The following is a 14933-nucleotide window of genomic DNA, read 5'->3' on the forward strand; positions in this document are numbered from 1 at the left end:
GCTTTCTATACCGGCTAATACTTTGTTACTTGCTAATCGATACCTCACAGGTATGGCAATGGTCAGCCAGCGACCGCTCGCCATGACGTCTGACGAGCGACCGGGCGTCCTCAGCCGGGCATCTTGGCGAAGTGCGGCAGGTCGTCCAGCGGGCGGCCCCACGGCTGCGCGCTGTCGCAGTAGATGTGCATGGTCGGGCTGACCGACACCGGGTTATCCAGGCTGGCGGCACGGACGAACTGCAGGTCCGGCAGCACCGTCACCTCGGAATACAGCGGCGAGCCGCACTCGCCGCAGAAGTGCCGCAGCACCGGGTTGCCGCTGTCGCCGCGGGTGGCGTAGCTGCGCGTCTGCCCGCGGCTGTGCAGCGCCGCGCGCGGCACGGCGAACACCGTGGACATGGCGGCGCCGCTGGCGCGCTGGCAATCGCGGCAATGGCAGTGGGCGACGATGACCGGCGCGGCCGCACAGTCGTAGCGCACCGCGCCGCAAGCGCAACCTCCGGCGAGTCTGATCTCGTTCATGTGCCTCTCCTCGCTCAGATCGCCTTGAACAGCGGGCTGCGCACCTGCTGGGCGTCGGCCGCCGAGATGAACTTCTCGGTGTAGATGTCACGCTCGAACAGCCGGCCCTGCATCAGCGTGCTGATGCACGACTCGATCATCAGCGGCGGGCCGCAGAGGTAGGCCTTGTGGTCGCGGAAGTCGTTGTCGAAATGCGCCTTCGCCGCGTCATGTACGAAACCGCGGAACCCCTGCCAGGCGCTGCCTTCGGGCTCGTGGGAGAGCGCCGGGACGTAGTGGAAGTTGGGGTGACGGATGGCCAGAGCGAGGAATTCCTCGTGGTAGTACAGCTCCTCGCGGTTGCGCTGGCCGTAGATCAGCGTGATCGGCTTGGTGAAGCCTTCGGCCAGCAGGTCGAGGATCATCGAACGCGGGCTGGACAGCCCCGAGCCGCCGGCCATGAAGATCACCGGCAGGTCGGCGGACTTCTTCACGAAGAAGCGGCCGTACGGCCCGGTCAGGTGCACGCGCTCGCCGACCTGCAGCTGCTCGTGCACGTACATCGTGCCGCGCCCGCCGGGGACGATGCGGATATTCAGCTCCAGCTCGTCGGCGCCCGGCACGCTGGCGATGGAGAAGGCGCGGCTGCCGATCTCGTCCGGCAGCATCAGGTTGATGTACTGGCCGGCCTGGAACTGCACGCCCTCGGCATCGTCGAGCTTGATCCAGACGCCCTTGATGGTCGGTGTCAGCGACTCGATGCGGCTGACGGTGCCGTAGTAGTCGCGCACCGGCAGGTTCAGCGAGTCCGGGTCTTCCTCGACTTCCGCCTCGATGACCACGTCGCTCTCGACGGTGGCGCAGCAGGCCAGGCACTTCTGCTCCTCGCGCTCGAAGTCCATCAAGGCGAAGGTGGAGGCCTCGCCGTGGTCGATCTCGCCGTCCACCACCTGCACCTTGCAGGTGGCGCACAGCCCGTGGCCGCAGGCATGCGGCAGGTAGATACCGGCACGTAGCGCGGCGTCGAGGATGGTCTGGCCTTCCTCGATCTCGATGGTCTGGCCCAGCGGCTCGATGGTCAGTTCGTAGCTCATGCTCAACCCTCCTCGTTCACTGCACGGCGCAGACGCTGTTCAGGCCCGGTGTACGCAGGCGCAGCTGCTGTTTGTGGCCAATACCGTTGTCGGCCAGGCTGCCCTCGAAGTCCGGCACCCAGGGCTGGTTGCCCTTGAGCCATTCGGCCTTGCTCCAGTCGATGGCGGCGCTGTCCGGGTCGGCCTGCAGCAGGGGCTGCAGGTGGCGGTCGAGCAGTTCGCCGAGGCGGGTCTGCGGCGTCACGCAGAACATCATCGGCGCGGCGAACAGCAGGTGATGGTCCCAGCTGATGAAGACCAGCTGCTTGCCGTTGAAATTCTCGATTCGGTCGCGGGCGACGCCGACATACTCTTTGCGGGCAACTACGGACATGGTGATGTTCCTTCTTGTTGTTCTGTTCACGAAGCCGGTGTGACCGGCCTCGCCTGACTCCTGCGCCCGCAGGCGCAGGGATCGTCGGTCACTGGTTGGAGGTGGACTGCGCGCGCCAGCGCTCGAAATTCTCACGATCCTGCGAGGTGGCGAAATCGCCGTTGTCCTGGCCGTCGGTGAGGAACGCCCAGTCCATCCAGGCACCCAGATCGCCATGCAGCGGCGCCTGCATCAGCCCCGGCATCGGCAGCCAGGCCTGGATGTACTTCTCCGGCTCGTTGTCGAAGATGTCCTTACAGCCGTCGGAGCAGAAGTGGTAGGTGTCGCCCTTGTAGACGGTCTCGCGGTGGCAGGTCAGCGTCGGGTCGCCCGGCTCGGTGAACAGGGTCGGCAGCTGGCAGCACTGGCACAGCTTGGGCAGGCCGAAGTTGTTGAACGGCGCACCGGTCGCGGCTTCGTGCTTCTTGATGTGCTCCCAGCGCGGGCGGTAGTACTTGTCGAAGGTGGTCGGGTACTTCTTCGACAGCCAGTCCATGTCCTCCTCGGACGGCACCCAGACGTGGAACGCGGTGCCGAACTTCCACTGGTACAGCGCCAGCATCAGCTGGTGGGACATGTGGTCGATGGCCTCCTCGGCCTGGTCCCAGTGCTTGGGCGGACGGATGCCGTAGCGCGCCAGATCCTTGAACAGCGCGCCGCCGTTCTCCACGCCGTAGATGTTCCACGCCTCGCGCCAGCTCATCACGCGCTTGGGCAGCATGTAGTCCATCATCGTGCTGACCAGGCTCAGCACGCGCACGCCGCGCCAGAACCACTTGTCGATCCAGGCCTGGACGATCGGCAGGTTGTCCGGGTGCTGTTCGAGCATGAACTTGATGCACTCCAGCCCCAGCGTCATGTGCCGCGCCTCGTCGGACTGCGCCGAGAAGCCGAAGGTGACGGTGGCCATGTCGCCGTTGTAGGCGGCGCCGGACATGAACGGCACGAACAGCAGGTTGGTCAGCACGTATTCGAAGCTGAAGCCGATCGCCATCATGAATTCGAACGGCCCGGCGGACATGGCGTCGTCGAAGAACGAGCGCGCCACCGAGGTGTACCAGATGCGGTCGCGCTGTTCGGCGAAGGCATGGAAGCCGTTGTAGAACTTGTTGTAGTTCGACAGCGCGTGGATCTGCGTCTGCGCGTGGCGGATCTCGTCGATGGCCTGCATCTGGCAGGCGACCTGGGTGCCAACACCGCGGAACTCGCGACCGACACGGGCGAAGCCCTTGTGCGCCGAGTATTCGCCGGGGCTGATGGCCTGCAGGAAAATCTTCAGTGCCGACAGGTAGCGCGCGTCGGTGATGTTCAGGTGGCCGTTGTTCTGCGCATGGGCGTCGATGATCGCGTAGAACTTGCGCTCCTTCTCCGCCTGGTACTTCCAGTAGGCGTCCATGGTCAGGCGGAACGGGTCTTCCCACTTGTCCCAGTCGGTGATCTTGATGCCTTCGTAGTCGATGTACGGAAAGATCTCGGCGCTGCTGCGATAGCTCGGCTCCCAGGCCAGGTCGCGGGTCAGCAGGCGGTATTTTTCCTTCTGGGTCAGTTTCTTGTTCTGGGTCTTCATATCCATGGGAAAGTCCTCGCTCAGGAGCGCCAGGTCAGGGTCAGCGAGTCTTCGTCTTCGCAGACGTTGCCCGACAGGGTGATCAGGTTGACGTTCAGCTCCTGCATGTCGAAGCTGCGGCCGATCTGCTCCTCGATGGTTTCGCGGTTGATCACCAGCTGGCCGGGAGCGTCGATCTTGACCATCGCCGGTTCGCGGTTGACCACCGCCTCGGGGTTGTCGAGTTCGATGGCCTCGATGATCGGGCGGGTTTCTTCGTTGGCTTGCAATGCGATGAATACGGTGGACATGTCGAAGCTCCTCAGATGACCACGCCGGTCTTGTCGAGACGCGCCTTGAAGGCGTCCAGTTGTTCGCTGACGATGTCCTCGGCCTGTTCGGCGAAGACCTGGCGCACCAGCGGCAGCAGCGCCGGCACCGCGCGTTCGCGCCAGACGCCGACCCAGGCCTGCAGCTGCTCGCGATTGGCCTCGGATTCGGCGGCAGCGGTCTTGATCACCGCATCGACCCACTTGCGGGTCTCCTCGAACCAGTCGCTCATGAACTGGGTGAGCATGGCCACCGCCGAACCGCCGTTGGCGGCGAAGTGCTCATCGACGATGCGCGCGTAGACCAGCGGATAAAGCAGGCCGTCGAGCACCAGGTTCTGCGCCACGAACGACTCGAACGGGTCGCGCAGCACCAGGGTGTCTTCGACATAGCGGCGCAGTTCCTGCCAGGCCGCACCTTGCATCCAGGCCGCCTTGCCGGCGTCCAGCGCCTCGGTGCCGCCCAGCAGCAAGCCAATGCGCGACAGGTACTGGGCGGTGCCCAGGTTGTCCATCGCGTGGTAGATGCACGGCTGGGTGAAGATCGCGCTGTAGCCGTAGCCGCAGATGAAGGTGTTGTTCAGGTTGGCGCCCCAGGCGGCGTGGCGCAGCGGCACCAGCAGCTCCAGCGCGGCGGTGCGCACCGCCTCGGGCAGCAGCTCGACCAGCCCGCGCGACTCGACGAAGGTGAAGTTGGCCTCGGTGGTTTCCTGCTGGCGCGCGCGCGTCAGGGTGTAGGTGCTGTAGTAGAACTGACGCGGGTCTTTCAGCGCGTACCAGTCGCGCATGACGATCTTGCTGATGGCCGGGTCGTAGAGTTCCTGGTCCGGGTCCCAGGTCGGCCGGTAGTGCAGGTTTTCCGCGGCCTGGATGTCGTAGCTGCCTTCCTGGTAGCGCGAGGCGGGCTTGTCGCCGAAGCGCCGGGCCAGATGGTCGAAGGTCTGGCGCAGTGGCTGAATGCTGACCGTGCGTAGATCGATTTGCATGTGCTGTCTCCCTGGGGCGCCGCGCCGCTGGCGGGCGCCGTTGTTCTAGTGCTTGAAACGAACCTTGGTGGCATCGGCCAGTCGCCAATTCCACTGCGCGGCATCGGAGCCGTCGTCGAGCACGCCGGCTTCCGGCGGCAGGACTTCCACCGCGTTGGCGGTGCAGAACTCGATGAAGGCCTCGTAGGTCAGGATCATTTCGACGAACAGCTCCGGCTCGCCGATGGCGAAGTCGAACTCGACGAATTCACCGCCCCGGCTGCCGGTGATGCGCACGTAGCGCTTGCGCGTATCCAGCTCGGCCGGCGTCATGTCCAGCGCGTGTTCGGGCGTGCTCATGGCCGGCTCCTCACGTCACGACGGTCAGGAAGGTTTCGTGCAGCTTGCGTTGCGGGTAGTCCAGCCCCTGGCCGAAGTTGTCGAACGTCCAGGTGATCGGCTCGTAGTCGGGGTACGGCTGATAGCCGCCCATGAAGGTCTCGAAGCGGTTGCCGGACGGGTCCCAGGCATAGATGGTGCAGCCGCGGGTGACGCCGTGGCGGGTCGGGCCGATGTCCACCTCGACGGCGTTCATCGACATGATGTCGCCGGCGCGCAACACCTGCTCCCAGCTCTCCATCAGGAACGAGCAGTGGTGCAGCTTGCCCGGCTCGGGGTATTCGGCGAAGGCGATGTCGTGGACCTTGTGCGAGCAGGACAGCCAGATCGCCGCTTCGCCTTCGCCATCCGGGGCGAGCACGCGTTCGACCAGATAGAAGCCCAGCACTTCGGTGAATATCTTCTTCACTTCGGCGACGTTCGGCCCGTACATCAGCGCGTGGTCAAGACGTACCGGACCGATGCCGTGCTCGCGGGCCTGGGTCCAGGGTGCCGGGTTCACCAGGCCGGCGCCGTTGCCGATGATGGTCTTCTCGGCATACAGCTCCATCAGGTGCCCGGAGGGCAGTTCGAAGCGCACGCGCTCGCCGGTTTCCAGCATCTCGCCGGCGGGGATGCGGGTGGTTTGCAGGCCATAGGCGCGCAGGTCGGCGTCGAGTTTTTCCAGGGTGGCGCGGTCGAGCACCTTGAAGCCGAAGAAGTCGAGACCGGCGCTGTCGGCCTCGCGGATCACGTAGGAGTTGTGGTCGCGTTCATCCCAGCATTTGAAGTAGACGCGACCCTGCGCGTCGCGGCCGGTTTCCACCAGACCGAGGACGTCGCGGTAGAACCGTACCGCTTCTTCCAGATTGAGCACACGGACCTGGGCATGGCCCGGCCTCAACACACCTGTCATCGCCATTTCTTGTCTCCGTTATTGGCTAATGAGGCTTGGTTTCGGTCTGCCTGGCGGCACACCGTAGACCTTTCTGTTGTTGCAGCAGAGGTAGTGCAGGGACGGTGCCAACTCCTTTAATTCATTGATTTACATAGGTTTTAAGCTAAACAAGGTGCATCGCGAAGCGGCGCTGGACTTACGTTTATGTCCAACCGCCCTCGCCGCCTTACAAAAACGTAAAGCCTGCTGGCCGTTCATGGTCGACGGCGCGCGGCAATGCGCCGGAAATCACCGGCAATCGGCCGCCGCACGGCGGTTTGCGTGAGGAAAAAGCCTGCGCTGAAATGCCGCAGGCCAGCCGGCGGACGAAAATGTCCGCTGGCTGGCCGCATCGGCAGGGAGAACCGCGGGAGGTGTTCGTTTTGGTCAGGTACGCGGGCCTCAGCCCAGCGTCTGCTTGACTCGGTAGGCCAGCTGCCGACGGGTGATGCCGAGCAGGCGCGCAGCGTGGGTGAGGTTGCCGTTGGCGCGGCGCACCGCCAGTTGCAGCAGTTGCGCCTCGTGCGCCTGCAGGTCGAAGCCGTCCTGCAGCAAGTCGTCGTAGAGGCTGTCGAGCCGGGCCTGGCGGGCGTTGCCGACATGCCCCTGGGGATCGACCGCCGCGCCCGGCGCGGGCGCGGGCGCCATGCCCGGGAACAGGTACTTGACCTCGACCTGCTCGCCCGCCGGGGTCAGCAGCACGGCGCGCTCGATGATGTTCTCCAGCTCGCGCACGTTGCCCGGCCAGTCGTAGTCCATCAGCGCCTGCATGGCCAGGTCGCTGACGCCCTGCAGGGTCTTGTGATAGGTCGGCGAGTATTTTTCCAGCAGCACCGAGACCAGCACCGGGATGTCCGCCTTGCGCTCGCGCAGCGGCGGGATCACCAGCGGATAGGTGGCCAGGCGGTAATACAGGTCGGCGCGAAAACGTCCTTCGGCGATGGCCTGCTGCAGATCGACGTTGGTCGCCGCCACCAGCCGCACGTTGACCTTGCGCGGCTTGTCGTCGCCCAGTCGCTCGACTTCGCCGGTCTGCAGCACGCGCAGCAGCTTGACCTGCGCCGAGGGTGACAGCTCGCCGAGTTCGTCGAGGAACAGCGTGCCGCCGTCGGCGCGCTCGAAACGTCCCGCGCGCGAGGCCTGCGCGCCGGTGTAGGCGCCCTTCTGCACGCCGAACAGTTCGGCCTCGATCAGATCGTTGGGAATCGCCGCGCAGTTGACCGCGACGAAGGGTTTGTCCGCGCGCGCGCTGTTCTCGTGCAGCCACTGGGCGAAGACTTCCTTGCCGACCCCGGTCTCGCCCAGCAGCAGCACGGTGATCGGGCTGTTGGCGGCCTTGCTGAGCAGCTCGAAGGCGCGGCTGAAGGCCGGCGAACTGCCGACCAGATTGCCCGGCGCGCGCAGCTCGACCTGCCGGCTGCGCAGCTGCCAGAGGTTCTGCTGGAGGTCCTCGAAGGCCGTCGGTGTGTCGACCTGGCAGTAGTCCAGGTCGACATCGTCGCCCCAGGCTTCGGCCGGCTTGCCGACCATGGTGCAGATGGGGTCGCCGCAGCAGGTGCAGTGGGTCTCGCGGAACACGATCAGCCGCTTGAAGAAGCGCGACACGTAGCCCGACGCATAGCCGGCCATGGTCCAGCAGGCCATGTGCTCGCCGACGCCGAACAGTTGCAGGTGCGATTCGGCTTCCCACGAGTTGGCGCAGCTGACATCGCCGAAGAAGGTGCCTTCTTCCCAGTCGATCCGCGCGTCGGTGATGGTCGAGCGCACCAGCCCCTCGAAGGCGTGCAGCTCCGGGCCGATTTTGAACACGTCGTAGGCGTCGCCCTGGCCGTAGAGCTTGTGCGCCAGGTCGGCGTCGTTCTGCCCGGCGGCAAACCCCATGCGAAACAGCAGACCCTGGGCGCGCTTGGGACCGAGCGACTCAAACAGCTCCTGGCGCAGCGCGCCGAACGCCTTGGCGTGCAGCAGCAGCATGCGGTTCTCGTCGAGCCAGATCTGTCCGCTCTGGATGTCGAAGCGCAATCGCGACCTTAGGTTGAAGCGCTCGATCAGGGGTTGCTCGGCCATGGTCTTTTCAAGGCATCCCGGGTATCGGCCCATGATTATTGTTATTCCTGTTTGATGCTGCTTCTGGTACCGCCAATCCTTCGTTTGTAAGCGCACCGCCCTGGATTGTCACATGGGCTTTAGTCTAGGCGCCCAGCGCCGTACAGGCCTGCTTGACGCTGGCATAGGCGGCGCGCACCAGCGGCACGCTGCGTTCGCGCTGCTGTTCCAGCGCACCGTTCTGCGCGGCCGCCAGCAACGGATCGCGCTGCGCACGGTAGTCGAGCAGCGCCTGGCGCAGTTGCGCCAGCGCTTCGCGACGCACACTGGCCGGCAGCTGGGCGAGCAGTCCGTCGACCTCGGCGTCGAGCCGCTGGATGCGCTGCACGTGCGGCAGCATCTGCTCACGATTGCGCGCGTTGATCACCATGATGGTGTGCGCGCGGGTTTCCTCGACGGCTTCGAGCAGGCTGGCGTAGGCGTCACGGTTGACGTCGATACGGTTGGCCAGGCTCTTGAGTTCCACCAGCCCGAGCATCAGCTCGCGCAGCCCCTTGTTGCAGTCGTTGACCTTGCTGTCCAGCGTGCCGGCGAGCTGCGCCACCTCGCTGGAATCGTCAAGCAGCTGGCCGGCGCTACGTGCCTGGCTGTCGGCGTTGTCGGCGATGACCTGCACCGCACTGACGGTGTCCTGCGCGGTGGCGGCAATGCCGCCGAGCACCTCGGCCGCGGCGGTGGAGCGCGCCACCCCCTCGTCTGTGCCGCGTCGCGCGCCGGCCAGGCGCTGGTCGAGGCTGTCGATACCCTGGACGATCAACGAGATGATCTCGCCGACGCTGAGCGTGGCATTGCCGGTGCTTTCGGCCAGCTTGCGCACTTCGTCGGCAACCACGCTGAAGCCGCGGCCCTGCTCGCCGGCGCGCGCCGCCTCGATGGCGGCATTGAGCGCCAGCAGGTTGGTCTGCCCGGCGATGCCCTGGATGATCGCGACGATCTCGCCGATGCGCCCGACCTGCTTGCGCACGCCGTCGAATTCCTCACCGACGGCGGTGACGTTGGCCGACAGGTCGAGCATGGCACCAGCCACCTGGCGCACCTGCGCGCCGCCGCCGGACACCTGCTCGCGCGCGCTGGTACTGGCTGCGGCCAGGCCCAGCGCCTGCTGCAGGGTGGCACGCGCCTGGTCGGCCATGTCCTCGACGCGCCCGCGCGAATCGCGCGCCAGGGCCGACTGCTTGTCGGCGGTGGCCACCGCCTCGGTGAAGCCGGACACCAGCGTGCCGGTGGCGACGGTCAGGTCGCAGGCCAGTTTGCTCATGTGCTTGACCGCCTCGACCTTACCCTGCAGCACCTGTTGCAGCAGATCGAGCGAGCGCCGGGCGTCGCCGCCGGCATCCTGCGGGTCGTCGAGCAGCGCGCGGATGCCGTCGATGCGCGCGGTGAGTGCCCGTTCGCGACGCGCCACGCCGGTCAGCAGCAGCAGGCCGAGCGGCACCAGCAGCGCCAGCCACAACCCGCGCAGCTGCAGGGCATCGAGCCCGCCGAGGCAGGCAACGCCGGCCAGCGCCAGCATCGCGATCCAGTCCTGGGGATATCGATTCATGCGGGTCTCCTGGCCGGGTCGGTTCAGGCCGTCACGCCGGCTGGCTGGGGCTGGCTGCGCAGCACCGGTGCGGCCATTGGACGGAACAGGAAGTGCGCCAGCGCCGGCAGCAGGATCAGCGCGCCGAGCATGTTCCAGATGAACATGAAGGCGAGCAGGATGCCCATGTCGGCCTGGAACTTGATCGGCGACCAGACCCAGGTGGCCACGGCGATGCCGAGGGTGATGCCGGTCAGCACCACCACCTTGCCGGTGAAGGTCAGCGCCTTGTAGTAGGCCTCGGACAGCGAGCGGCCGGCGCGCAGCTGCGCCAGGGTCACGGTCATCACGTACAGCGCATAGTCCACACCAATACCCACGCCGAGGGCGATCACCGGCAGGGTGGCGACCTTGACGCCGATGTTCAGCCAGACCATCAGCGCCTCGCAGAGCACCGAGGTGATCATCAGCGGCACCACGGCACAGACCACCGCGCGCCACGAACGGAAGGTGATGAAGGCCAGCACGATCACCGCCGCGTAGACCAGGAACAGCATCTGCACGTTGGCCTTCTTCACCACGATGTTGGTGGCCGCCTCGATGCCGGCGTTGCCGGCGGCGTTGAGGAAGCGGATCTCGTCGCTGCCGTAACGGGCGGCAAAGGCTTCGACGGTGTTGACCACGCTGGTCAGGGTGTCGGCCTTGTGGTCCTTGAGGTAGGCATAGACCGTCAGCAGGTCGCAGTTCTGGTTGAACATCTCACGCGGGGCGCGGGTGATGATGGCGTTGAGCATGTCCTGCGAGCGCGGCATCTCGAACCATTTCATGCTGCCTTCGTTCATCCCGGCGTTGGCCACCTTGGCCAGCCCGGCCAGCGAGCTGGTGGTCTCCACGCCCGGCAGCTGCTGCAGCTCGCGCTCCAGCGCATCCACGGCACTCAGGGTGCTGTAGTGGGCGCAGGCGTACTGCGGGGTCTTGACCATGACGATGTAGACGTCGCTGCTCGCCGCGTAGTTGGCGACCATGAAGGCGTTGTCCTGGTTGTAGCGCGAGTCGGCGCGCAGCTCCGGCGCACCGGGATCGGTGTCGCCGATCTTCAGCTGGAAGCTGAATGCCAGGCCGACCGCACCGAACACCACACCCAGCGCCACCGCCGCACCGGCCCAGGGCATGCGGGTGAACAGGTCGAGGAAGGCCCAGAACGGGTGCTTGCGATGCTGCGGATCGTTGGCCTCCGTCAGTTCGGCCTTGAGGCTGCGCTGGGCGGCGACCGGGCTGACGCCGGTGTAGGACAGCAGGATCGGCAGCAGCACCAGGTTGGTGAAGATCAGCACGGCGACGCCGATGCTGGCGGTAATGGCCAGATCCTGGATGACCTGGATGTCGATCACCATCAGCACGGCGAAACCCACCGCGTCGGCCAGCAGCGCGGTGAGGCCGGCGAGGAACAGGCGGCGGAAGGTGTAGCGCGCCGCCACCAGCTTGTGGGTGCCGCGGCCGACGTCCTGCATGATGCCGTTCATCTTCTGCGCGCCGTGGCTCATGCCGATGGCGAACACCAGAAACGGCACCAGCACTGAGTACGGGTCCAGCTCGTAGCCGAGCGTCGGCAACAGGCCGAGCAGCCAGACCACTGCCACCAGCGAGCAGGCCACCACCAGCAGGGTGCTGCGCAGGCAACGGGTGTACCAGTAGAGCACCGCGGTGCAGATGACGATAGCGGCGGCGAAGAACACCAGCACCTGGCGCAGGCCGTCGATCAGGTCGCCGACTACCTTGGCGAAGCCGGTGACGTGGATGGCGATCTGGTCCGACTGGTACTTGTTGCGCAGTTCCTCGATGCGCTGCGACAGCGCGTGGTAATCGATGCGCTCGCCGGTCTCGGCGATGCGCTCCTGCAGCGGCACCAGGATGATGCTGGACTGGTAGTTGGCCGCCACCAGCTGGCCGATCTCGCCGGAACGCTCAACGTTGATGCGCACCTGTTCGAGGCTTGCCGGCGAGCCGTCGTAATCGTCGGGAATCACCGGGCCGCCGTCGAGGCCGTCCTCGGTGACGCCGGTCCAGCGCACCGCCGGCGCCCACAGCGATTTCATGTACGGGCGGTCGACGCCAGGCAGCAGAAACACTTCGTCGCTGAGCTTGCGCACGGTGTCCAGGTACTCGTCATCGAAGATGCTGCCGTCTTTCGCCTCCACCGCGATGCGCAGCGTGTTGCCCATGCCGGCCAGCTGCTTGCGGTTCTCCAGGAAGTTGGCGATGTACGGATGGCTGGTTGGAATCATCTTCTCGAACGCCGCGTTGAGCGACAGGCCGAGCGCCTGATAGCCGAGCACCAGGGTGACGAACAGGCACAGGCAGACGATGACCAGACGGTTGTTGAACAGCACGCGCTCGGCGAGGGTGCCGGACTGGCGGTCGAAGTCCTTGATGTCACCGATGACCAGGTCGGTGGGTACGGACGGCATGTGGCTCATCATTGGACTCTCTCTGCAAGTGCAGTGGGTTCGGCCAGCGCGGCGGGTTCGACGCGGACCAGCCCGCGCGTGCCGGCCAGCACCAGCGCGCCATCGTGGGTCTGCAGCAGGCTGGTGATGCTGGTTGCGGCGGCGGCCGGCAGGGTGGTGAAGCTCTGTCCGCCGTCGACGCTGTGCAGCAGGCGGCCGCTTTCGTCGGCCAGCAGCAGCGCACCGTCGCCCAGGCTCAGCGCGGCATTCACGGTGTTCTCCTGGCCCAGCTCGACGCGTTGCCAGCTGGCGCCGCCGTCGGCGCTGCGCCAGGCGTTGCCGCGCAGGCCGTAGGCCAGCAGGGCATCGCCGCCCAGTTCGAGCGCGCCGAAGAAGGTGCCGGCGTAGGGCGTCTGCACCGCGGCAAAGTGCGCGCCGGCATCCACCGAGCGGAACAGTGCGCCCTGCTCGCCGGCGATCAGCAGCGCGTCACCGGCAATCTGCACCTGATACAGGTGCTTACCGCGCGGGTTGGGAATCTGCCCGACCAGCGACTGCCAGTGCTGTCCGCCGTCGGTGGTGTACAGCGCGATGCCGTAGGCGCCGACCGCGTAGCCGCGCTGTTCGTCGGCAAAGCGCACGCCGAGGAAGGGTTTGTCCGGGCCATCGGTCACGAGAAATTCCGCACTGCGCAGCGCCGCCGCGGCGCCCTCCTCGCCGGCGTCGGCACGCCGCTTGGCGTCGTCGCGGATGATCAGCGCCGCCTGCTTGCCGTCGAGCTGGCGCGTCCAGCTTTCGCCGCCGTCGCTGCTGTGCAGCACCACGCCGCTGTGGCCGACCGCCCAGCCGTGACTGGCGGAGGCGAAATGCACGTCGGTCAGCGCCACGCTTACCGGCACGCTGCGCGCCTGGCGCCAGCTGCGTCCGGCATCGTCGGAGAGCAGCACGATGCCGCGTTCGCCCACCGCCACCAGGCGTTCGCCGGCACGGCTGACCGCCAGTTGCAGGCTGTGCTGGGCACGCGCGCTTTCCCGCGCCGGGAGGTCGAGCAGGTCGGGAACGGTCTGCCCGCCGGCCGCGTGGGAGAGGCCTGCCAGGCAGGTCAGGGAGAACAGGGCAGCGGCCAGGGCCGTGCGCCGGTGGAGCGGAATCAGCGCGTGCATGGTACGTACTCGCATCCGACTCCCGCCTCCGCTGCGCCGCCAAGCGGGGCGCCTGCGGGCGGGAAAGTCATGAGAGGGAACTCCGGCCCCTGCCGGCGGCAGGGGAACCGGGACTACAGCCTGGGTTTCGCGGTTCAGCGCACGCCGTCGGCGGCGACCGCGTCACCCGTCCAGTGCATTTCCGGCTTGCGCTCGACGACCCGGTAGGTGGCCTCGTTGAGCGACTGCGTGGTGCTCATGGTGTTGGCCTGCAGGTTGAAGATATGCGCCGGCTTCAAGCCCAGCATCGGGGTGGACGGCAGCACGAAGGGGGTGACCTGGGTGGTGCGCCACAGCTTGCCCTCGCTGTCATAGCCGTCCAGCAGCAGGATCATCCAGGAGTCCTCGTCGAAGTAGTACTTACGCTTGGCCACGGCGTGGCGCTTGCCGCTGGCGACGGTCGCTTCCACTTCCCAGACGCGGTGCAGCTCCCAGCGCACCTTGTCCGGATTGAGGTGATGCTTGCCGTAGGCCTCGTCCAGCGAGGCGGTCACCACCTCGTTGGCGTTGTACGGCACGTACATTTCCTTCTTGCCGACCAGCTTCCAGTCGAAGCGGTCGATATGGCCGATCAGCCCCTGCACTTCGTCGAAGTAGTTGGCGCCGGAAGCGACGAAGTCCGGGGTGTCGTAGGCGACGGTCGGAGCGCGGCGCACGCGGCGCTGCCCGACCAGGTACTGCCAGGCCTGACGCGATTGCTTGACGTCGATGCTGTCGCGAAACACCAGCGACTCGCCGGCCTTGAACGGCGGCGCGATGGTGGAGAAACGCTGCAGCCAGTACTCGCCGCTCCAGTTGTCCACCGAACCGTCCTTGTAATAGTACGGGTACTGGTTGGACTGGTCGTTCATGGTGGCCAGGGTGCGCGAGCCGTCGGCGGTGAGCACGATGTTCTTGAAGCTGGCCAGTTCGGTCGACTCGTTCTCGACGCGCAGCAGATGGTTCCAGGCCACCTCGACGCCGGTCTTGGGGATCGGGAACGGAATGCCGCCGTAACAGCCAACCATCGACATGCCGTTATCCTTGGTCTGGCAGCTGGTGGCATTCTTCGCGGTGTTGTCGTAGACGTACTGCGGCGCCACGCCGGTGCGGTGGGTCGGGTAGACGTCCACGCGGAAGCTGTCGGGGTACTTCTTCAGCAGCGCCTGGGTGCCCTCGGAGAGCTTGTCGGCGTACTGCGCCATGTTCTGCGCGGTGATCTGCACCAGCGGTTTTTCGTTGGCGAAGAGTTTGGTCGGGATGTCGCCGACCTTGGCGACACTACCGTCCACGCCCTGTTTGCCGGTCCAGGCCGGGATGCTGCCGTCGGCGTTGCCGGCCATCTCGCCACCCAGCGGGTTGAGCGTCTTGCCCAGCGCGGCGGCCTCATCGGCGCTTACCGCGGCCTGCACGCCCTGGACGCCCATCAGTACGGCAGCCAGTGCCGCCCACAAAGCCGTTTTCTTATGCATTGTCGTTCTCCTCGACTCGGGGATCGCAACCGCCTGGACAG

Annotated in this window: 13 protein-coding genes; all 13 read right to left on the reverse strand. The window is 66.2% G+C overall.

Features of this window, described 5'->3' with window-relative positions:
- Nucleotides 1-110 precede the first annotated feature (110 nt).
- Nucleotides 111-524: a GFA family protein gene (locus HU825_RS04995; RefSeq protein ID WP_234303040.1), complete on the reverse strand. Its 414-nt coding sequence runs from the start codon at nt 522-524 to the stop codon at nt 111-113.
- 14 nt (nt 525-538) lie between these two features.
- Nucleotides 539-1597, reverse strand: coding sequence for an NADH:ubiquinone reductase (Na(+)-transporting) subunit F (locus HU825_RS05000; protein ID WP_234303041.1), 1059 nt, complete (start codon nt 1595-1597; stop codon nt 539-541).
- A 16-nt stretch (nt 1598-1613) separates the two neighbouring features.
- Complete coding sequence (locus tag HU825_RS05005) at nt 1614-1970, reverse strand: phenol hydroxylase subunit P4 (RefSeq protein WP_043294946.1); 357 nt, start codon at nt 1968-1970, stop codon at nt 1614-1616.
- An 88-nt stretch (nt 1971-2058) separates the two neighbouring features.
- Nucleotides 2059-3582 carry a YHS domain-containing protein gene (locus tag HU825_RS05010; protein ID WP_234303042.1) on the reverse strand — a complete coding sequence of 508 codons (1524 nt, stop codon included), beginning with the start codon at nt 3580-3582 and terminating at the stop codon, nt 2059-2061.
- 14 nt (nt 3583-3596) lie between these two features.
- The gene (locus HU825_RS05015; protein ID WP_003288492.1) at nt 3597-3866 is read right to left on the reverse strand and encodes an MmoB/DmpM family protein; all 270 of its coding nucleotides are present in this window, start codon (nt 3864-3866) and stop codon (nt 3597-3599) included.
- 11 nt (nt 3867-3877) lie between these two features.
- A complete protein-coding gene (locus HU825_RS05020) occupies nt 3878-4870 on the reverse strand; it encodes an aromatic/alkene monooxygenase hydroxylase subunit beta (protein WP_234303043.1) in 993 nt (330 codons plus the stop codon).
- A 45-nt stretch (nt 4871-4915) separates the two neighbouring features.
- Nucleotides 4916-5209, reverse strand: a complete 294-nt coding sequence (locus HU825_RS05025; RefSeq protein WP_167133759.1) for a phenol hydroxylase subunit — start codon at nt 5207-5209, stop codon at nt 4916-4918.
- Between the two features lie 10 nt (nt 5210-5219).
- Nucleotides 5220-6149, reverse strand: a complete 930-nt coding sequence (locus HU825_RS05030) for a catechol 2,3-dioxygenase (RefSeq protein WP_167133756.1) — start codon at nt 6147-6149, stop codon at nt 5220-5222.
- A 417-nt stretch (nt 6150-6566) separates the two neighbouring features.
- Nucleotides 6567-8231, reverse strand: a complete 1665-nt coding sequence (locus HU825_RS05035) for a sigma-54-dependent Fis family transcriptional regulator (RefSeq protein ID WP_043294940.1) — start codon at nt 8229-8231, stop codon at nt 6567-6569.
- Between the two features lie 124 nt (nt 8232-8355).
- Complete coding sequence (locus HU825_RS05040) at nt 8356-9813, reverse strand: methyl-accepting chemotaxis protein (RefSeq protein ID WP_234303044.1); 1458 nt, start codon at nt 9811-9813, stop codon at nt 8356-8358.
- A gap of 23 nt (nt 9814-9836) precedes the next feature.
- Nucleotides 9837-12269 (reverse strand): efflux RND transporter permease subunit, encoded by a 2433-nt coding sequence (locus HU825_RS05045; RefSeq protein ID WP_043294938.1) that lies wholly within the window; start codon nt 12267-12269, stop codon nt 9837-9839.
- Complete coding sequence (locus HU825_RS05050; RefSeq protein WP_234303045.1) at nt 12269-13417, reverse strand: WD40/YVTN/BNR-like repeat-containing protein; 1149 nt, start codon at nt 13415-13417, stop codon at nt 12269-12271. The genes HU825_RS05045 and HU825_RS05050 overlap by 1 nt, the downstream gene beginning before the upstream one ends.
- A 119-nt stretch (nt 13418-13536) precedes the next feature.
- Nucleotides 13537-14892, reverse strand: a complete 1356-nt coding sequence (locus HU825_RS05055; RefSeq protein ID WP_234303046.1) for a DUF1329 domain-containing protein — start codon at nt 14890-14892, stop codon at nt 13537-13539.
- Between the last annotated feature and the right edge of the window lie 41 nt (nt 14893-14933).

It is taken from the genome of Pseudomonas phenolilytica, assembly GCF_021432765.1.
Taxonomy (GTDB): Bacteria; Pseudomonadota; Gammaproteobacteria; order Pseudomonadales; family Pseudomonadaceae; genus Stutzerimonas; species Stutzerimonas phenolilytica.